This is a genomic window from Streptomyces asoensis (assembly GCF_013085465.1).
Lineage (GTDB): Bacteria > Actinomycetota > Actinomycetes > Streptomycetales > Streptomycetaceae > Streptomyces > Streptomyces cacaoi_A.
In genome coordinates, this window is the sequence record NZ_CP049838.1 from 1406936 (window position 1) to 1425464 (window position 18529).

Consider the following 18529-nt stretch of genomic DNA (forward strand, 5'->3'; position numbering starts at 1 on the left):
AGCAACTAGTACTTTCGGTGTGCGGCGCGTGAAGAAACCGGGCAGAGGACTCCGGGCAGAGGGACCGGGCGGACGGGCCGGGCAGAAGGACCGGGCCGGGCAGAAGGCTCTGCCCGGCCCCCACGGCGTCGGCTACAGCGCGCGCTCCAGCTGTTCCGCCACCAGCTTCACGAACCGTCCGGGCTCCTTCGGCCGCCCGCCCTCGGCGAGGACCGCCAGGCCGTGCAGCAGTTCGGCGGTCTCGGCCAGCCCCGCACGGTCCTCCCGCTCCTTGAATGCCTGGTTCAGGCCCTTCACGAGCGCGTGATCGGGATTGAGTTCGAGGATCCGCAGGGCGCGCGGCACCTCCTGCCCCATCGCCCGGTACATGTTCTCCAGCGCCGGGGTGAGGTCGTGCGCGTCGGAGACGATGCAGGCCGGGGAAACGGTGAGGCGGGACGACAGCCGCACCTCCTTGACGTCCTCTCCCAGTTGCTCCTTCATCCAGTCGAGCAGACCGGCGTACTCCTCGCCCTGCTTCTCGCGCTCGCCCTCGGCCTTGTCGTCGTCCTCCCCGCCGAGGTCGACCTCGCCCTTGGCGACGGACCGCAGCGGCTTGCCCTCGAACTCACCCACCGCGTCGACCCACACCTCGTCGACCGGGTCGGTGAGGAGCAGGACCTCGATGCCCTTCGCCCGGAACGCCTCCATGTGCGGGGAGTTCTCGATGCTCTGCCGGGACTCGCCGGTCAGGTAGTAGACGGCGTCCTGTCCGTCCTTCATCCGCTCCGCGTAGCTCTTCAGCGTGGTCGGTTCGTCCGTGCTGTGCGTGGTCGCGAACGACGAGACGGCGAGCAGGGTGTCGCGGTTGTCGGAGTCGGTCAGCAGCCCTTCCTTCAGGACGGCGCCGAACTCCCGCCAGAAGGTGGCGTAGCGGTCGGGAGCCGCGGTCATCATGTCCTTGACCGTGGAGACGACCTTCTTGGTGAGCCGGCGCTGCATCATCCGGATGTGCCGGTCCTGCTGGAGGATCTCGCGGGAGACGTTCAGCGAGAGGTCCGCCGCGTCGACCACGCCCTTGACGAAGCGCAGGTAGGGCGGCAGCAGCGCCTCGCAGTCGTCCATGATGAAGACGCGCTTCACGTACAGCTGCACACCGCGCTGGTAGTTCTGGTTGTACAGGTCGTGCGGCGCGTGCGAGGGGACGAACAGCAGCGCCTGGTACTCGAAGGTGCCCTCCGCCTGGAGCCGGACGGTCTCCAGCGGTTCGCGCCAGTCGTGGCTGATGTGCTTGTACAGCTCGTGGTACTCGTCGTCGGACACTTCGTCGCGCGAGCGCGCCCACAGGGCCTTCATCGAGTTCAGCGTCTCGGGTTCGGGCGCGGTGTCGGCGGTCGCCTCGGCGTCGGTGGTGTCGGCGGTGGCGCCGTCGACCGCCTGCGGGACCAGCCTGATGGGCCAGGTGATGAAGTCCGAGTAGCGCTTGACGATCTCCTTGATCGTCCGGTCCGCGGTGTAGTCGTGCAGCTGGTCGTCGGCGTCGGCCGGCTTCAGGTGCAGCGTGACCGTGGTGCCCTGCGGCGCGTCGTCCACCCTCGCCAGCGTGTAGGTGCCCTCACCGCGCGACGACCAGCGGGTGCCGTGGCTCTCGCCGGCCCGCCGGGTCAGCAGCGTCATCTCGTCGGCGACCATGAAGCCGGAGTAGAAGCCGACGCCGAACTGCCCGATGAGCCCCTCGGCCCCGGCCTCCTCCTGGGCCTCGCGCAGCTCCTGCGCGAACTTCGCCGTGCCCGAGTTGGCGATCGTGCCGATGAGCCGGCCGACCTCGTCGTACGACATCCCGATGCCGTTGTCCCGCACCGTCAGGGTGCGGGAGGACGCGTCGATCTCGATCTCGATGTGCGGGTCCGAGACGTCGGCGTCGAGCGTGTCGTCCCGCAGCGCGGCGAGACGCAACTTGTCGAGCGCGTCGGAGGCGTTGGAGACGAGCTCGCGGAGAAAGACGTCCTTGTTCGAGTAGACCGAATGGATCATCAACTGCAACAGCTGACGGGCCTCTACCTGGAACTCAAACGTTTCGGTCGACATGATGGGCGTGTACCTCACAGGTTCCGGAGTCTCCTGAACTGGCGAGAGCCACTGTAAAACACCAAGTCAGCCTGCGACGCTCGCTGTTCGTGATCGTCCGCATGCGGGCGAGCAGGGCGCGCGATCAGGGCAGGCGATCAGGGCGGCGGATCAGCGCCGGATCTCCTCCACCTCCGCGAAGCCCTCCGCTCCGCTCCACCGGAGCCGGGTCAGCCACTCGGTGGAACCGCGGGTGAAGACGAGGTCTCCCGAGCCGCCCGCGGGGGCGACCTTCGACCAGCCGTCGAAGCTCCTGGTGAGTTTCGTGTCCCACCGGGTGAGGTCCGCCGTACCGACGGCGGCGAGCGACTCCATGGGCGGTTCGCCGTCGTAGCAGTAGTCGCCCCAGTCCGCGATGACCGCGACCCTCCCGTCGAACACCTTGAGCGTGAGGCTCTGGCACCGGTCGGTCGCGGTCGCGTACACCACGCGCGGCGCGCTCCACACGCCCGTGTCCGCGTCCCGGTGCCGTTCCACGAGCCCGCGTCCCTCGACGTACGCCATGCCCACCCGTCGGCCGTCGGGCAGCCCGATCTCCTCGTCGAACCGGGGGGCCGGTGCGGTCGGCGAGGCATGGGTACCGGTACCCGTGGCCGTGGCCGTGCCCTTGGTGGGCGCGGCAGCCGTGACGGTCGCCGACCCGCCGCCGTCTCCCGGCCCGCCGCAGGCCACCGCGACACCCACCACCAACACCGCTCCCGCCAGAGCCCGCAGCCGCTCTCCGTGCATCCGCATGCCCCTATGTTCGCCTCTCCCCGGGTCGAAGCAGGTCAGGTCGGGTCGGGGCCAGGTCGGGTTCAGGTCCCATGAGTGACGCGGATCTTGGACTGGCCGTGCGGGAGTTCCTCCCAGTCGTCCATGAAGTCGGCTCGCAGGCCGTGCTTCTCGGCCAGGGCCACGAGGGTGTCGGTGCGGTAGTAGAAGTCCTCGCGCAACACGTGGTGTTCCTCGCCCTCGGTGCGGTCGAAGGTGAAGTCGAACCAGCCGCCGGGCGCGAGCACCCGCCCCACGTTGGCCAGGCACTCCTCGATGACCGGGAGCGGCGAGTGCGAGAAGACGCTGTGCGCGTGCACCACGTCGAAGTGGGCGTCGGGCAGGAACCGCAGCGTCAGGTCGCGCACCGGCGTCAGCGCCGGCAGCCGCTGCTGTAGCCCCATCTCCACGATCGTGTCCTGCGCGGCCACGAGGATGTCGGGTGAGATGTCGATGCCGTGGTAGTGACCGGGTTCCAGGTGCCGGATGAACCGCCAGCCGCCCCGCAGGTTGCCGCAGCCGATCTCCAGCATGCGGTGCTCCGGACGCAGGCCGTGTCCGATCAGGTAGTCGAACTGCATGGCCCCGAGGGCGAGCCACCGTTCACGGCTACGGCTGCCGACCGCCGCGTCCGGATCGGCGCGGGTGTCGGAGCGCATCACCGCGCGGTAGTAGGAGACGTGATCCTGGTGGCGGCGGCTCAGCCACAGGTCCCGGGCGACGCGGGCGACATGGCGGGGCACCCGGTCGGGGTGGCGCAGGGCGTACCCGAGGCGGTGACCGAGGGCCGCGCGGTTGACGGTGAGCTTCTTGGCGGGCATGCGTTTCCCGGCCTTTCCGAGCGATGTTCTCGAGTTGCGTGACGTTCGCGAGGTTCCCGGCGTTCACGAGGTTCCCGGCGGTCGCGCATTCCCGAACGGCGTCTCCCGCACGGTGCGGGTTCCGGTTCCAGCCTCGCGGCGCTTCGGCGTCACCGCCTCGTTCGACCGTCTCGGCCCGCAAGCCGGTTCGGGCGATCCGGATGTCAGCCGATCGGTTGATGCGGCCGGGCGTCCGTCGCGTTAGACACGGAGGATGAGACACACCGATCCGGACGAGCGCTGGCTGGGCACGGTCGTCCACCTCGCGTTCTTCGTGCTGCTCGGCTCCTCGTTCGTCCGCTTCCTGAGCCGCGACCGGGGCGGAGCGCACACCGGATGGGTGGTGGCGCTGTACACGGCCTTCTGCCTGCTCCACGTCCTCGGGCGGTTCCTGGCCCCGGCGCCCCGGCCCGGTTCTGCGCCGACCTCGCGCCATCTGGCATGGCTGGGCTCGGTCTCGGCCGTCTGGGTGACTCTCCTGGTGCTCGCCCCGAGCGCGACCTGGTGCGCCATGCCGCTGCTGTTCGCCGGCCTGCACGCGTTGCCGCCACGGATCGCGGTGCCGCTCGCGGTCGTGCTCACCGCGCTGGTCGTCGTCTCGGAGGTGCGCGTGGCCGACGGCGCGCTCAATCCCAACATGGTCCTGGCCCCGCCGGCCGTCGCCGCGGTGGCCACCGCCGTGATGGTCCATCTCCAGCGCCAGGGTGCCCGGCAGCGTGTGCTGATCGACGATCTGGTCCGCACCCGCCGCGACCTCGCGGCCTCCGAGCGGCAGGCGGGTGTCCTGGCGGAGCGTCAGCGGCTGTCCACGGAGATCCACGACACCCTCGCGCAGGGCCTGTCCAGTCAGCGGATGCTGCTGCACGCGGCCGAGCGCGTCTGGGAGTCGGATCCGGACGCGGCCCGGGAGCACCTGCGCGAGGCCGCCGAGATCTCCTCCCGGGGCCTCACCGAGGCCCGCCGTTTCGTGCACGACCTGGCCCCGGCCGACCTCGCCGCACACACGCTCCCCGACGCGCTCACCCTGCTCGCCGCACGGGAGAGCGGACCGGGCCTGGCCCTGGAATTCCGGCTCGACGGCGACCCGGGCCCGCTGCCCGAACGGGTCGAGGCCGCGCTCCTGCGCATCGCCCAGGGGGCACTGGCGAACGTACGCGAACACGCCGCGGCGACCCGCGGTGTCCTGACCCTGACCTGCCTGGACGACCTGGTCTCACTGGACGTCGCCGACAACGGGCGCGGATTCGGGCCGGGGCCGGGCGAACCGGCTCGCCCGCCCGGTGCCGCCGGTGCGTTCGCCCCGGACACCCCTCCTGACACCGATCCGGACAACCCTCCGGACACCGGAACGGCCACCGCTCCGGTGCCGGAACGGGACCGCACGCGCGGGCACGGACTGCCGGCCATGCGGATCCGGGCCCGGCAGGCGGGCGGCACGCTGAGCGTCGAGTCCACCCCGGGCGAGGGCACCGTCGTCACCGTCGCCGTGTCCCTGACCTCGTTCGTCCCCGATCCTCTCAAGGAGCCCGTTTCGTGAGCGCGTCCGTACCCCCGCCGCCCGTCCGGCTGCTGCTCTGCGACGACCATGCCGTCGTCCGGGCGGGACTGCGCGCCCTGCTGTCCAGCGCCGACGGCATCGACGTGGTCGGCGAGGCGGGCACCGGCGAGGAGACACTCGCGCTGGCCGCCCGGCTGCGTCCCGACGTGGTGCTGATGGACCTTCAGCTCGACGGCGGCATGGACGGCGTGACGGCCACACGGCGCCTGACCGGCGGACCGGAGGCGGGTCCCCGGGTCCTGGTGCTCACGATGTTCGACACCGACGCCGACATCACCCGCGCCATCGAGGCGGGCGCCACCGGCTACCTGCTCAAGGCCGAACGGCCGGACGAACTCTTCGCGGCGATCCGAGCCGCGGCGGCCGGCCGCACCGCACTGTCGGCCCCCGTCGCCGACCGTCTGCTGACCAGGCTGCGCAGTCCGCGCCCCACCCTGTCCGCCCGTGAGCACGAGATCCTCGCTCAGCTGGCCCGCGGCCTGGGCAACCGGGAGATCGCCCGGGCGCTGTTCATCAGCGAGGCGACGGTCAAGACCCATCTCGGGCGGATCTACGGCAAGTTGGGGGTGGAGACGCGGTCGGGCGCGGTGGCGGTCGCCAAGGAGCGACGACTGCTGCCGTGACGCCGGCCGCCCTACCGACGCGGCACGGGGGCGCGGCCGCCATCACCTGGCCCGCGCCACCGGCCACGCGCCACCGGCCGACCACCCCGAGCGCCCGTCACCGGTCTCGAGGTCGTGGTCGTGCCGGTCACCGACGAGGGCCTACGGGTCGTCCAGCTGACCCCGCCGGGCTCTTCGGCATCGGTCGTCTTCGGCACCGGGCTGAGCGCGGCCGCGCCGGGGTCCGTCGAAGGCCTGCATCTCGTCGTCCAGGACATCGAGGCGGCCCGGGCCGCACTCGTCGAGCGGGGCGCGGAGGTGAGCGCGGTGTTCCACGACGCGGGCGGCGTGTTCCACCGAGCCGGGACCGAGGGGCGGGTGCCCGGCCCGGACCCGGAGCGCCGCAGCTACGCCTCGTTCGCCTCGTTCAGCGACCCGGACGGCAACGGCTGGGTGCTCCAGGAGATCACCACGCGCCTGCCGGGCCGATGACAAGAGCGAGCCAAGACCCCACGACGGCCTTGTTCAGCTCCGGACAACCACCTAGCCTGATTTTGTGCCGCAAATAAACAAAACCCGAACACGCGACGCGGCGCCGGGTCACGGCAATGACCTCACCCGGCTCCGTATCGCCCTGACCACGTTCTTCGCCCTCGACGGCTTCATCTTCGCCGGATGGGTCGTCCGGATCCCCGCCATCAAGGAACAGACCGGCGCCTCCCCCAGCACCCTCGGTCTCGCGCTCCTCGGCGTCTCCGCGGGCGCGGTGATCACGATGATGTTCACCGGGCGCCTGTGCAGCCGCTACGGCAGCCACCCGGTCACCGTGGTCTGCGCGGTCCTGCTCTCCCTCAGCGTCACGCTTCCCCCGCTCACCCACTCCGCCGCCGCGCTCGGCGCCGTCCTGCTGCTGTTCGGCGCGGCGTACGGCAGCATCAACGTCGCCTTCAACAGTGCCGCCGTCGATCTGGTCGCTGCGCTGCGCAGGCCGGTCATGCCCACCTTCCACGCGGCCTTCAGCCTGGGCGGCATGATCGGCGCCGGTCTCGGCGGGCTGGTCGCGGGATCCCTGTCCCCCACGCACCATCTGCTGGGGCTCGGGATCATCGGCCTGCTCGTCACCGCGCTCACGGCACCCACGCTGCTCCGACAGCAGCCGCCGCGGCCGCCCGAGCACGCCACCGCCGGGCCCGAGCACGCCACCGCCGGGCGCGAGGATCCGGCGCCCGCGAAGGCGGCCCCGCACCGGTTGACGCCCCGCACCCGACGTCTCGTCGTCGTCTTCGGCCTGATCGCCCTCTGCACCGCCTACGGCGAAGGAGCCCTTGCCGACTGGGGCGCCCTCCATCTGCGACAGGACCTGGGGTCCTCCGCCGGGGTCGCCGCGGCCGGTTACTCGTGTTTCGCGCTCGCCATGACGGTCGGCCGGCTCACCGGCACCACCCTCCTCGAACGGCTCGGCCGCACCCGTACGGTGGTGATCGGCGGCGGGGTCGCGGCGGCGGGGATGCTGCTCGGCGCCCTCGCCCCGGCTCTGTGGGCGGCGCTCCTCGGCTACTCGATCGCGGGACTCGGACTGGCCAACCTCTTCCCGGTGGCCGTCGAACGCGCGGGCGCCCTGGCCGGTCCGAGCGGCGTCGCCACCGCCTCGACGCTCGGTTACGGCGGCATGCTTCTGGGCCCGCCCGCCATCGGCTTCATGGCCGACTGGTTCTCCCTGCCCGCCGCCCTCACCAGCGTGGCCGTACTGGCCGGGGTGGCCGCGGCGATCGGCTTCGCCACCCGCCGGGCGACGGCCGGCTGACGACCGCCGCCCCTCCCCTCGACCGCACTCCATCCGGCACACTCCCCCACATGGAGACTTCCGAGTTCATCAGCGCCCTGGACCAGGAGGGCCGGTCGCTCGCCTCGGCGGCGGCGGAAGCGGGCCCCGACGCGAAGGTGCCGACCTGTCCGGACTGGCAGGTCAGGGACCTGCTGCGGCACACGGGCGCGGTGCACCGCTGGGCGACGTCGTTCGTGGCCGAGGGCGACTCTTCGTTCCGCCCCTTCGACGAACCGCCGGAGCTCGACGGCGACGCGCTGCTGGACTGGTTCCGTGAGGGCCACCTGCGGCTCGTCGACACCCTGTCCTGCGCCCCGGCCGACGTACGGTGCTGGCACTTCCTGCCCGCGCCGTCACCGCTCGCGTTCTGGGCCAGGCGGCAGGCGCACGAGACGGCCGTGCACCGCGTGGACGCGGAATCGGCCCGCGGCCGCGCACCCGAGGAGATCGCCCGGGACATCGCCGCGGGCTTCGCGGCGGACGGTATCGACGAGCTGCTGCGCGGGTTCCACGCACGCGCCAAGAGCCGGGTGCGGACCGACGGGCCCCGGGTCCTGCGGGTGCGGGCGACGGACACGGCCGACGCCGTGTGGACCGTACGCCTGTCGGCGGAGCCGCCCGTGACGGAGCGGAACGGCGAAGGGGACGCCGACTGCGAGGTGTCCGGTCCCGCGGCACTGCTCTACCTGTCGTTGTGGAACCGGCTGCCGCTTCCGGCCGTGACCGGGGACGCCGCGCTGGCGACGCTGTGGCGGGAGAAGTCCGCCGTCAACTGACAGGCCGCCGCGGTCAGTCCGTCAGCATCCGGGTCAACACCGCGCGCTGCACCGGCCGTACGTCGCCGTGCAGCGCGCGCCCCTTCCCGGTGAGCGCGACCCGGACGCCTCTGCGGTCCTCCGGGCACATGCCGCGCTCGACCAGACCGTCCTTCTCCAGACGGGCGACGAGCCGTGACAGCGCGCTCTGACTGAGATGGACCCGTTCGGCGATCTCCTGGACGCGATAGCTGCACGAGCCGTCCGGCGCCGCCGACTCCGCGAGGACGTCGAGCACCTCGAAGTCGCTTCCGCACAGGCCGTGTTGATGCAGCGCCCGGTCGAGTTCGCACTGGGTCCGCGCATGCAGCGCCAGCATGTCCCGCCACTGTTCCACGAGCGCCTGCTCGGCCTCGGCCTCGCCCTTCTTCGCCGCCATGGGGCGCACCGTAGCAGAGAAGACCAATTATTGCACCGGAATTAAATGCGCTTGCATTCGATGCATGCGCATGTAGTCTCTCCGTCATGACCTCTCCGCTCCCCTCCCCCGCGTCCCCTCTCGCCGAGGGCCGCTGGACCTCGCGGCTGTGGGGCACCCTGCTGGTGCTGTGCGCCGCGATGTTCCTGGACGCGCTGGACGTGTCGATGGTCGGCGTCGCCCTGCCGTCCATCGGCGCCGACCTCGGCCTCTCCACCTCGACCCTGCAATGGATCGTCAGCGGCTACATCCTGGGCTACGGCGGCCTGCTCCTGCTCGGCGGTCGCGCGGCCGACCTGCTCGGCCGCCGCCAGGTCTTCCTGATCGCCCTCGGTGTCTTCGCGCTGGCCTCGCTGCTCGGCGGGCTGGTCGACTCGGGTCCGCTGCTGATCGCGAGCCGGTTCATCAAGGGCCTCAGCGCCGCCTTCACGGCCCCGGCCGGCCTGTCCATCATCACCACGACGTTCCCGGAGGGCCCGCTGCGCAACCGGGCGCTCTCCATCTACACCACCTGCGCCGCCACCGGCTTCTCGATGGGGCTGGTCCTCTCCGGCCTGCTCACCGAGGCGAGTTGGCGCCTCACCATGCTGCTGCCCGCGCCGATCGCCCTGATCGCGCTGGCGGCCGGTCTGAAGCTGCTGCCGCGCAGCGAACGCGAGAAGGACCACAACGGCTACGACGTGCCCGGCGCCGTCCTCGGCACCGCGTCGATGCTGCTGCTGGTCTTCACCGTGGTCCAGGCACCGGAGTCCGGCTGGACCTCCGCACGCACGCTGCTGTCGTTCCTCGCCGTCGCCGTCCTGCTGACCGTCTTCGTCCTCGTCGAGCGCCGCTCGGCCGGTCCGCTGATCCGGCTCGGCGTGCTGCGTTCCGGCAGCCAGATCCGTGCCCAGCTCGGCGCGATGGCCTTCTTCGGCTCGTACGTCGGCTTCCAGTTCCTGGCCACCCTCTACATGCAGACGCTGCTCGGCTGGTCGGCGCTGCACACTGCACTCGCCTTCCTGCCGGCCGGCGCGCTGGTCGCGGTGTCCTCCACCAAGATGGGCTCGATCGTCGACCGGTTCGGCACTCCGCGGCTGATCGCGGCGGGATTCGCCTTCATGGTCACCGGATACGCGCTGTTCCTGCGCGTCGATCTCGACCCGGTGTACGCGGCCGTGATCCTGCCCACCATGCTGCTGATCGGCGCGGCCTGCGCGCTGGTCTTCCCCTCGCTCAACATCCAGGCCACCAACGGCGTGCCGGACCACGAGCAGGGCATGGTCTCGGGGCTGCTCAACACCTCGGTGCAGGTGGGCGGCGCGATCTTCCTCGCGGTGGTGACGGCGGTGGTGACCGCGGGCGCCCCGGCCGACCCCACCCCGCAGGCCGTCCTCGACAGCTACCGGCCCGGACTGGCGGTGGTGACGGCCATCGCCGCCGTGGGCCTGCTCATCACCGTCCCCGGACTGCGCACCCGACGCGCCCGGAACTCGGTCGTGATCGCCAGGTCCACCGTGCCGGAGGCGGAAGCGGAGCCCGTGGGGGCCCGCGACTAGGGCCTGTCCGGACAGACAGGTCCTGAGGGGGCAGCCGCCTCCAGGAGTGCGTCCGGCGGGGCCGATTGCCTCGCCGGGCGTACACCTGTGAGACTCGCCGTATGAGCGGGTACGGGGGCCGGCGCACGCAGGCCGAGCGGGACGTGATCACCGTCGAGATCGGATACGCGCTGTGCAGTGCGGTGTTCGGGGCGGCGGTGCTCTTCGGGGCGGTGGCCGGTCCGGCGCTGCTGTTCGAACTGCCGGACCTGGCGGAGAAGTCGCTGCTGCGGGCGGGCCTGGCGCTCGCTCCCGTGGTGTTCGTGGTCCGGGTGGTCTCCGTGCTCGTCCGCCTCCGTACGGACCCTCAGCCCAGCCAGCCGGGCCGGACCAGCCCCGACTCGTAGGCCAGGACGACCAGTTGGGCCCGGTCCCGGGCGCCCAGCTTCACCATGGTGCGACTCACATGGGTCTTGGCGGTGAGCGGGCTGACCACCAACCTGCGGGCGATCTCCTCGTTGGAGAGGCCGATCCCGACCAGCGCCATCACCTCCCGTTCCCGCTCGGTGAGCCGGCTCAGCGCGTCGGCCGCCGCGGGCTCCTTGGAGCGTGCGGCGAACTCGGCGATGAGCCGGCGGGTGACTCCCGGCGAGAGAAGCGCGTCCCCGGCGACCACCGCCCGTACGGCACGCAGGAGTTCCTCCGGTTCGGTGTCCTTGACCAGGAAGCCGGAAGCGCCCGAGCGGATCGCCTCGAAGACGTACTCGTCGAGTTCGAAGGTGGTGAGCATGATGACCTTGACCTGGGAGAGCGCCTCGTCGTCGGTGACCCGGCGGGTGGCGGCCAGACCGTCGAGGAGGGGCATCCGGATGTCCATCAGCACGACGTCGGGCCGCAGTTCACGCACCGCGCGCACCGCTTCCTCCCCGTCGGCGGCCTCGGCCGCCACCTCGATGTCCGGCTGCGCGTCCAGCAGCGCCCGGAACCCCGCCCGGACCAACGACTGGTCGTCGGCGAGCAGTACGCGGATCACCGTGCCTCCCTCGTCCACCGGTCCGGCCCCGTTCGCCGGTCCCGCCGCGATCACCGGTTCTCCCCGGCCCTCATGGGCAGTACGGCGAGGACCCGGAAGCCGCCGTCGGGCCGCGGTCCCGCCTCGATCGTGCCACCCAGGGCCGCGGCCCGCTCCCGCATCCCGGCGAGACCGTTGCCGCTGCCGCCCGCGTCGGCACCGGTCGCCGGACCGTCGTCGTCGATGCGTAGCCGTAGTGTCCCGCCGCCCTGTTCGAGCCGCACGCGCGCGTGGCGCGAGCCCGAATGACGTACGACGTTGGTGAGGGCCTCCTGGACGATGCGGAAGGCGGCGAGATCCGTGTGCGGCGGCAACCGGGGCGGCCGACCGGCGACATCGACCGTGAGGCCCGCGCGCGCCGCCTGTTCCACCAGCTCGGGCAACCGGTCCAGGCCAGGTGCGGGGGTGCGCGGCGCGTCCCCCGGCGCGCGAAGGCTGTCGAGCACCTGGCGCACCTCGCCCAGCGCTTCCTTGCTGGCGGACTTGATGGTGGTGAGCGCGGTGCGCGCCTGCTCCGGGTCGGAGTCGAGGAGCGCGAGGCCCACGCCCGACTGCACGTTGATCACCGAGAGGCTGTGCGCGAGGACGTCGTGCAGTTCGCGGGCGATCCGCAGCCGTTCCTCGTCGGCGCGCCGCCGGGCGGCCTGGGCGCGCTCGGCCCGCTCACGGGCCCACTGTTCGCGCCGGATCCGGGCCAGCTCCGCGATCGCCACGATCGCCACGGCCCATCCCGCGACGACGATCTCCTGCCCGAAGGGTGCCGGGTCGTCGCCGGCGGGCGGCAGCCACCGGTACAGCCAGTGCGCGACCAGTAGATGGACGGCCCACAGCAGGCCCAGCGCCGTCCAGGCGGCCCGCCGGTGCCCGGCGACGACGGCGGAGAAGCAGGCCACGGCCACGGTCAGGAAGACCGGTCCGTACGGGTAGCCGGCGCCCAGGTAGAGCGCGGCGGCGGACGCCGTGCCGAACACGACGCCCACCGGGTGCCGCTGCCGCCACAGCAGCAGCCCGGAGGCGAGCACCAACAGCACGCGCGCGAAGGTGTCGAGCGGGGCCCGCTCACCCTCCTGCGCATGGGCCGCGAAGTTCGAGCCGACGAGGACGAAGGCGGTGAGCAGCACGGTGGATCGCCAGGGCCACCGCGCGGCACGCGACTCCGGGTCGGCCCCACCCTCCCGGCCCTCCCGGCCCTCCCAGCGGCGCAGCCAGGGCGGCGGCCCCTGCGACCACCACTGTCCCGGGCCGCCGCGCCCCTGCGTCCGCTCTTCTTCCATGTCCGCCACGCTAGACGCCGCCGACCGCGCCGGACGTCCGCCGGGCGAGGTGATCAGCCGTACTCCCCTGGAAGTACGTGCCGCCCCTGGGGACGGTGCGGGATCTTCATCGATGGCACGCCGCCGACCGGACGCCCTCACGCTCAGCGGCGCGTCCTAGCGGAGTCCCACCCCATGGGCGAGGCGCGTGACCGCGTACCGGAAGAACGGCTCGCGTTCCTCCACGACCCGGTTGAACTGCCCGAACAGCTCGAAGCCGACCAGTCCGTACAGCTGGGCCCACGCCGCCACGAGCGCCGCGGCCGCCCCCGGCGGGAGGTCGGGGGCGAGGTCGGCCGCCAGCCGGACCGCCTCGGGGACCAGCTCGTCCGTCAGGAGCGGCACCTCCAGCGCGTGGCTCTGATGCGCGTCTCGCACGATGCCGATGAGGAGCAGGCCGACGCGGGCGGCGGCCGGCACGGTCGTCTGGGGCGCGCTGTAGCCGGGCACCGGCGAGCCGTAGATCAGCGCGTACTCCTGCGGATGCGCCAGCGCCCAGCCTCGCACCGCCTCGCCGACCGCGACCCAGCGCTCGACGGGAGCGGCGTCGGCGACGGCCGCGTGCGCGGCTTCCGCGGCCTCGCCGAGGGAGTCGTAGGCGTCGATGATGAGTGCGGTGAGCAGGTCGTCGCGGCTCGGGAAGTAGCGGTACAGCGCGGAGGAGACCATGCCGAGCTCACGGGCCACGGCTCGCAGCGAGAGCTTGGCCGCGCCCTCGGACGCGAGTTGTCTGCGGGCCTCCTCCTTGATGGCGGCGGTGACTTCGATCCTGGCGCGGGCGCGTGCCCCTCGAACGATGCTGCTCATGCGTGCCAGTGTCCCACGAAAACAGAGCACCGCACCCAATCGGGATCAGTGAACAAATTAGAGAGCGCTGCTCTTGCTTTGGAGCGACGACCTACGGCAGACTCGCCTCAAGCGAGAGCAGTGCTCACACTTTCCGTTTCAGGAGGCAGCAGCCATGTCCACCCACGTGCAGAAGCCCGGCTGGTTCACCGTCAACGTCTTCAACCGCGCCGTGGCCTGGCTGACCCGCCGGGGTCTGAGCGTGTGGGGGTCCCGGGTGCTGGCGGTCCGCGGCCGCAAGAGCGGCGAGTGGCGGACCACCCCCGTCAACCTGCTGACCGTGGACGGGCAGCAGTACCTGATCGCACCGCGCGGCCACGTCCAGTGGACGCACAACATGCGGGCGGTGGGCGGCGGTGAGCTGCGCCTCGGCAAGAACGTGGAGGAGTTCACCGCGGTCGAGGTCGCCGACGACGACAAGACGCCGTTGCTGCGCGCCTACCTCAAGCGCTGGAAGGCCGAGGTCGGCGTCTTCTTCAACGGGGTGGGTCCCGACTCCCCGGACGCCGAGATGCGCCGCATCGCCCCTGACCACCCGGTGTTCCGGATCACCGTCACGAACCGACGGTGATCCGCGCCCTTCGGGTCAGGAGCCGCTCTCCTCGGCCACCGGCTCGGCCGTCGGCGCCTGCCGCCGGTCCACCGCGGCCAGCGCCCGCTGGGCCAGCGGATGCGAGCGGATGAGCTCTCCCAGGGTCGTCCGGCCGCGGGTGATGTCGGTGAACGCCCGCCAGGCCGGGCGGACACCGGTGAGGGCGGCGTGGAAGAGCCCGGGGCGGCGCTCGAAGAGGGCGAGCAGCCGCTTGCCGACGCTCATCTCCACCCCGAGGCCCGCCTTGATCGCGAAGGCGTAGTTCAGCGCCTGGCGGCGGGCGTCCACCGCGTCGTGCGCCTCGGAGATACGGACCGCCCACTCGCCCGCGAGCCGACCCGAGCGCAGCGCGAAGGAGATGCCCTCGCGGGTCCACGGCTCCAGCAGCCCCGCCGCGTCACCGCACACGAGCACCCGCCCGCGCGACAGCGGGGAGTCGTCGGCCCGGCAACGGGTCAGGTGGCCGGAGGACATGCTCGGCTCGAACCCGGCGAGGCCGAGCCGCCCGATGAAGTCCTCCAGGTAGCGCTTGGTCGCCGCGCCCTCGCCGCGCGCCGAGATGACACCGACCGTCAGCGTGTCCCCCTTGGGGAACACCCAGCCGTAGCTGCCGGGCATCGGACCCCAGTCGATGAGGACCCGGCCCTTCCAGTCCTCGGCGACCGTCTCCGGCACCGGGATCTCCGCCTCCAGGCCGAGATCCACCTGGTCGAGCTTCACCCCGACATGAGCCCCTATGCGGCTCGCGCTGCCGTCCGCGCCGACCACCGCGCGCGCCAGCAGCGTCTCGCCGCCCTGGAGGACGACCGCGACCGTGCGCCGGTCCGGCACCGCCGAGCCGTGCTGCTCGACCCGCTGCACGGTGACGCCCGTGCGCAGCTCGGCGCCCGCCTTCTGGGCGTGCTCGACGAGCTGCTGGTCGAACTCGGGCCGGTTGATCAGCCCGAACAGCATCTGGCGGGACCGGCGGGTGCGGGTGAAGCGCCCGTTGTTCGAGAAGGTCACCGCGTGCACCCGGTCGCGGAAGGGCAGTTCGAAGCCGGGTGGCAGTGCGTCGCGGGAGGGGCCGATGATGCCGCCGCCGCACGTCTTGTAGCGGGGCAGCTCCGCCTTCTCCAGCAACAGCACCTGCCGTCCCGTGACCGCCGCCGCGTAGGCGGCCGAAGCCCCTGCGGGGCCCGCGCCCACCACGACGACGTCCCACACCTGCCGCGCGTCGTCCGCCGAAGAGTTCTCGTCGTCCGCTGGAGAGTTCTCGCTGCTCACGATGGTCTACTGCTCCTGATCAAGCCGCTTGCCGCACCTGTCCCCCGCATCCTACGGCGGAGATCGCCACGGTCCGCTGTGGGAGGATCGGCGGCGTGCGCGCCCCACATCCCGGCAGGCGCGTACGCTCGCACGATCACCCGTACGGACCAGTACACACCAGTACAACGTCGCACCCACAAGGAGCGTGCCCATGTCGTCGAATCCGGTCGCCGAGACCGTCGCCTCGCTGCTGCCCAGGGCACGGGCGGAGCTCACCGAGCTGGTGGCCTTCAAGTCGGTGGCGGACTTCGACCGGTTCCCCAAGAGCGAGAGCGAGGCCGCCGCGAACTGGATCGCGGACGCGCTGCGCGCCGAGGGCTTCCAGGACGTGGCCCTGCTCGACACCCCGGACGGCACGCAGTCGGTGTACGGCTGTCTGCCGGGCCCCGCCGGTTCCAGGACGGTCCTGCTCTACGCCCACTACGACGTGCAGCCGCCGCTGGACGAGGCCGGCTGGGCCACCCCGCCGTTCGAGCTGACGGAGCGCGACGGCCGCTGGTACGGCCGCGGCAGCGCCGACTGCAAGGGCGGCGTCATCATGCATCTGCTCGCGCTGCGCGCCCTGAAGGCGAACGGGGGCGTCCCGGTCGGTGTGAAGGTGATCGTGGAGGGTTCCGAGGAGCAGGGCACCGGCGGTCTGGAGCGGTATGCCGAGCAGCACCCCGGCCTGCTGGCGGCCGACACCATCGTCATCGGCGACGCGGGCAACTTCCGGGTGGGTCTGCCGACCGTCACCTCCACCCTGCGCGGTATGACCATGATGCGGGTGCGGGTCGACACCCTCGAGGGCAATCTGCACTCCGGTCAGTTCGGCGGGGCGGCGCCGGACGCGCTGGGCGCGCTGATCCGCGTCCTGGACTCGCTGCGCGCCGAGGACGGCTCCACGACCGTCGACGGCCTCACCGACGACGCGCGCTGGGAAGGCCTCCAGTACGACGAGGCGCAGTTCCGCCAGGACGCCAAGGTGCTGGACGGCGTCGACCTGATCGGCTCCGGCACGGTCGCCGACCGTATCTGGGCCCGCCCCGCCGTCACCGTCCTGGGCATCGACTGCCCGCCGGTCGTCGGCGCCACCCCGTCCGTGCAGGCGGGTGCCCGCGCGCTGATCAGCCTCCGGGTGCCGCCGGGCGTGGACGCGGCCGAGGCGACGAAGCTGCTCCAGGCCCATCTGGAGGCCCACACGCCGTGGGGCGCGCGCGTGAGCACCGAACAGATCGGCCAGGGCCAGGCGTTCAGTGCCGACACCACCAGCCCGGCGTACGCGGCGATGGCCGACGCGATGGCGATCGCCTACCCCGGCCAGGACATGCAGTACGCGGGTCAGGGTGGTTCCATCCCGCTGTGCAACACCCTGGCCGCCCTCTACCCGCAGGCGGAGATCCTCCTCATCGGCCTGAGCGAGCCCGAGGCGCAGATCCACGCGGTCAACGAGAGCGTGTCCCCCGAGGAGTTGGAGCGGCTCTCGGTGGCGGAGGCCCTGTTCCTGCGCAACTACGCGGCCGGCTGACCCGCTCCGCCGTCGACAGAGGTCCTCACCCACCGGTCGGGGCCCTCTCCATGGTCGCCCCATGGACGTCACCGCCCCGCAGTGAGGTAGGGGATCACCGAGGATGGTGACCATGGACGAGCGCCGCACCGCCCATCACGCGATCGCCGGCATCCCGGACGGAGCCGCCGCGCTCGTCAGTCGGCACGCCCCGGTCGCCGAGGTGATGGAAGGGTTCGAGCGGCGGTTCCGGGAGGAGTGCCGGACGGCTCCCTTCCCGGCGGAGGCGCTGCGGCGGGTCTCGTCCCCGTAGCGGCGCTCACTCGGTCGGCACGCCCGCCTCCAGGTACAGCGCCGCCCCGCGCTCGCGGGCTCGCAGCGCCCAGCGCAGTCGCTCGTAGCGGACCGGTGGCAGGAGATCGGCCGCCTCCTCCTCCGTGACGAAGCGCCAGGCGCGCAGTTCGGGGCCGGGCAGCAGCAGCCCCGCCACGGCGGCGGAGTCGAGCCGTCCGCCGTCGAAGAGGAGGCGCAGCCCACCGTAGGCGGGAGGCGTCGGCCGTTCCCAGTCGACGACCAGCAGCCGGGGTACGTCGTCCAGCCGGATCCCGGTCTCCTCCTCGACCTCGCGCACGCCCGCGCGCGCGGGCGCCTCGCCGGGCTCCACCACCCCGCCGGGGAACTCCCAGCCGGGCTTGTACGTCGGGTCGACGAGCAGCACCCGGTCCTGCTCGTCGAAGAGGAGGACCCCGGCGGCCACCGTCTCGGCGGTGGGCTCGGGGGTCTGCACGATGTCGCACGCGGCCACGGCGCCGCTGCCCACGGCCTCGGCTATCCGGGCGGCCGTCTCCTGCGGAGTGAGGACTCCGTTGTCGACGGGATGGGCGTCGGCGGTGAGCCAGGAGGCGAGGGCGGCGTGGTACGGCTCGATGTGGTCGTACGACCACTGACGGATCCGTATCTCGCCGTCGGGGAGGTCCGGGGGGACCTCGCGGGCGGCTATTCGCTCGCGCAGGATCGTTTCCCCCGGAGCGAGGAGCACATGGCGGACGGGGATCCGGCGGGCGGCGAGACCGCCGAAGATCTCGTCGCGGTACTCCTGGCGCAGCAGGGTCATGGGGACGACGAGGGTGCCGCCCAGTTCGGCGAGCAGCGCGGCCGCCGTGTCGATCACGAGCCGTCGCCAGATCGGCAGGTCCTGGAAGTCGCCGACCTCGGCGAGACGTTTGGGCGGCAGCAGGTGTGGGAGTGCTCCGCCGACGACCTCGGGGTCGAAGAGCGTGCTGTTCGGGATCAGGTCGATCAATTCCCGTGCGGTGGTGGTCTTCCCCGCACCGAACGCGCCGTTGATCCAGACGACGGTCACAGGTCCCCCTCTTCTGTTGGCCCCCTGTGGCTTGCCCGCTCCACCCTGCCACGGAAACCAGTTCCCGTTGAGGGCGCACGAACGCCGTGGCGCCG

At 72.1% G+C, this 18529-nt stretch carries 20 protein-coding genes; 11 read left to right on the forward strand and 9 right to left on the reverse strand.

Annotated features, from left to right (window positions below; translation table 11 throughout):
* Positions 1 to 132 precede the first annotated feature (132 nt).
* From htpG to G9272_RS06275, 3 genes are all read right to left on the reverse strand, one after another.
* Complete coding sequence (gene htpG, locus G9272_RS06265; protein WP_171395599.1) at positions 133 to 2067, reverse strand: molecular chaperone HtpG; 1935 nt, start codon at positions 2065 to 2067, stop codon at positions 133 to 135.
* 150 nt (positions 2068 to 2217) lie between these two features.
* Complete coding sequence (locus G9272_RS06270) at positions 2218 to 2841, reverse strand: hypothetical protein (RefSeq protein ID WP_253267734.1); 624 nt, start codon at positions 2839 to 2841, stop codon at positions 2218 to 2220.
* A gap of 62 nt (positions 2842 to 2903) precedes the next feature.
* Positions 2904 to 3680 carry a class I SAM-dependent methyltransferase gene (locus G9272_RS06275; RefSeq protein ID WP_171395600.1) on the reverse strand — a complete coding sequence of 259 codons (777 nt, stop codon included), beginning with the start codon at positions 3678 to 3680 and terminating at the stop codon, positions 2904 to 2906.
* Here G9272_RS06275 and G9272_RS06280 point away from each other — a divergent pair.
* The 6 genes from G9272_RS06280 (at position 3670) to G9272_RS06305 (ending at position 8480) form a co-directional block, all read left to right on the forward strand.
* Complete coding sequence (locus G9272_RS06280) at positions 3670 to 3924, forward strand: hypothetical protein (RefSeq protein ID WP_171395601.1); 255 nt, start codon at positions 3670 to 3672, stop codon at positions 3922 to 3924. The genes G9272_RS06275 and G9272_RS06280 overlap by 11 nt on opposite strands.
* Positions 3925 to 3933: 9 nt before the next feature.
* On the forward strand, positions 3934 to 5256 hold the full coding sequence (locus G9272_RS06285; protein ID WP_171395602.1) for a sensor histidine kinase: 1323 nt from the start codon (positions 3934 to 3936) through the stop codon (positions 5254 to 5256).
* On the forward strand, positions 5253 to 5900 hold the full coding sequence (locus G9272_RS06290) for a response regulator (protein ID WP_171395603.1): 648 nt from the start codon (positions 5253 to 5255) through the stop codon (positions 5898 to 5900). Before G9272_RS06285 ends, G9272_RS06290 begins: the two co-directional genes overlap by 4 nt.
* A gap of 120 nt (positions 5901 to 6020) precedes the next feature.
* Positions 6021 to 6371, forward strand: coding sequence for a glyoxalase (locus G9272_RS06295; RefSeq protein WP_253267735.1), 351 nt, complete (start codon positions 6021 to 6023; stop codon positions 6369 to 6371).
* Positions 6372 to 6435: 64 nt separating this feature from the next.
* Complete coding sequence (locus G9272_RS06300; RefSeq protein ID WP_171395604.1) at positions 6436 to 7683, forward strand: MFS transporter; 1248 nt, start codon at positions 6436 to 6438, stop codon at positions 7681 to 7683.
* A gap of 50 nt (positions 7684 to 7733) precedes the next feature.
* A complete protein-coding gene (locus G9272_RS06305; RefSeq protein WP_171395605.1) occupies positions 7734 to 8480 on the forward strand; it encodes a maleylpyruvate isomerase family mycothiol-dependent enzyme in 747 nt (248 codons plus the stop codon).
* A gap of 13 nt (positions 8481 to 8493) precedes the next feature.
* On the opposite strand, the gene G9272_RS06310 is transcribed toward G9272_RS06305, so the two are convergent.
* On the reverse strand, positions 8494 to 8898 hold the full coding sequence (locus G9272_RS06310) for a MarR family winged helix-turn-helix transcriptional regulator (protein WP_171395606.1): 405 nt from the start codon (positions 8896 to 8898) through the stop codon (positions 8494 to 8496).
* A gap of 86 nt (positions 8899 to 8984) precedes the next feature.
* Here G9272_RS06310 and G9272_RS06315 point away from each other — a divergent pair, with 86 nt between their 5' ends.
* Together G9272_RS06315 and G9272_RS06320 are read left to right on the forward strand one after the other, a co-directional pair.
* Entirely contained in the window at positions 8985 to 10475 is a 1491-nt protein-coding gene (locus G9272_RS06315) for an MFS transporter (protein WP_171395607.1), read from the forward strand.
* Between the two features lie 101 nt (positions 10476 to 10576).
* Entirely contained in the window at positions 10577 to 10861 is a 285-nt protein-coding gene (locus G9272_RS06320; RefSeq protein WP_171395608.1) for a DUF6332 family protein, read from the forward strand.
* On the opposite strand, the gene G9272_RS06325 is transcribed toward G9272_RS06320, so the two are convergent.
* The 3 genes from G9272_RS06325 to G9272_RS06335 form a co-directional block, all read right to left on the reverse strand.
* Positions 10822 to 11487 (reverse strand): response regulator, encoded by a 666-nt coding sequence (locus tag G9272_RS06325; RefSeq protein WP_057605352.1) that lies wholly within the window; start codon positions 11485 to 11487, stop codon positions 10822 to 10824. The genes G9272_RS06320 and G9272_RS06325 overlap by 40 nt on opposite strands.
* Before the next feature lie 50 nt (positions 11488 to 11537).
* A complete protein-coding gene (locus G9272_RS06330; protein ID WP_171395609.1) occupies positions 11538 to 12800 on the reverse strand; it encodes a sensor histidine kinase in 1263 nt (420 codons plus the stop codon).
* A 156-nt stretch (positions 12801 to 12956) separates the two neighbouring features.
* Positions 12957 to 13646, reverse strand: a complete 690-nt coding sequence (locus G9272_RS06335) for a TetR/AcrR family transcriptional regulator (RefSeq protein WP_171395610.1) — start codon at positions 13644 to 13646, stop codon at positions 12957 to 12959.
* Between the two features lie 154 nt (positions 13647 to 13800).
* Between G9272_RS06335 and G9272_RS06340 the strand changes: the two genes are divergently transcribed.
* On the forward strand, positions 13801 to 14256 hold the full coding sequence (locus tag G9272_RS06340; RefSeq protein WP_171395611.1) for a nitroreductase family deazaflavin-dependent oxidoreductase: 456 nt from the start codon (positions 13801 to 13803) through the stop codon (positions 14254 to 14256).
* 15 nt (positions 14257 to 14271) lie between these two features.
* Here the strand turns inward: G9272_RS06340 and G9272_RS06345 are convergent, their stop codons facing one another.
* Positions 14272 to 15543 carry a geranylgeranyl reductase family protein gene (locus G9272_RS06345; protein WP_171395612.1) on the reverse strand — a complete coding sequence of 424 codons (1272 nt, stop codon included), beginning with the start codon at positions 15541 to 15543 and terminating at the stop codon, positions 14272 to 14274.
* 193 nt (positions 15544 to 15736) lie between these two features.
* Here G9272_RS06345 and G9272_RS06350 point away from each other — a divergent pair, with 193 nt between their 5' ends.
* On the forward strand, positions 15737 to 17092 hold the full coding sequence (locus G9272_RS06350) for a dipeptidase (protein ID WP_171395613.1): 1356 nt from the start codon (positions 15737 to 15739) through the stop codon (positions 17090 to 17092).
* Positions 17093 to 17204: 112 nt separating this feature from the next.
* Positions 17205 to 17384, forward strand: a complete 180-nt coding sequence (locus G9272_RS06355) for a hypothetical protein (RefSeq protein WP_171395614.1) — start codon at positions 17205 to 17207, stop codon at positions 17382 to 17384.
* 6 nt (positions 17385 to 17390) lie between these two features.
* Here the strand turns inward: G9272_RS06355 and G9272_RS06360 are convergent, their stop codons facing one another.
* The gene (locus G9272_RS06360; protein ID WP_171395615.1) at positions 17391 to 18434 is read right to left on the reverse strand and encodes an NUDIX hydrolase; all 1044 of its coding nucleotides are present in this window, start codon (positions 18432 to 18434) and stop codon (positions 17391 to 17393) included.
* Positions 18435 to 18529 lie beyond the last annotated feature (95 nt).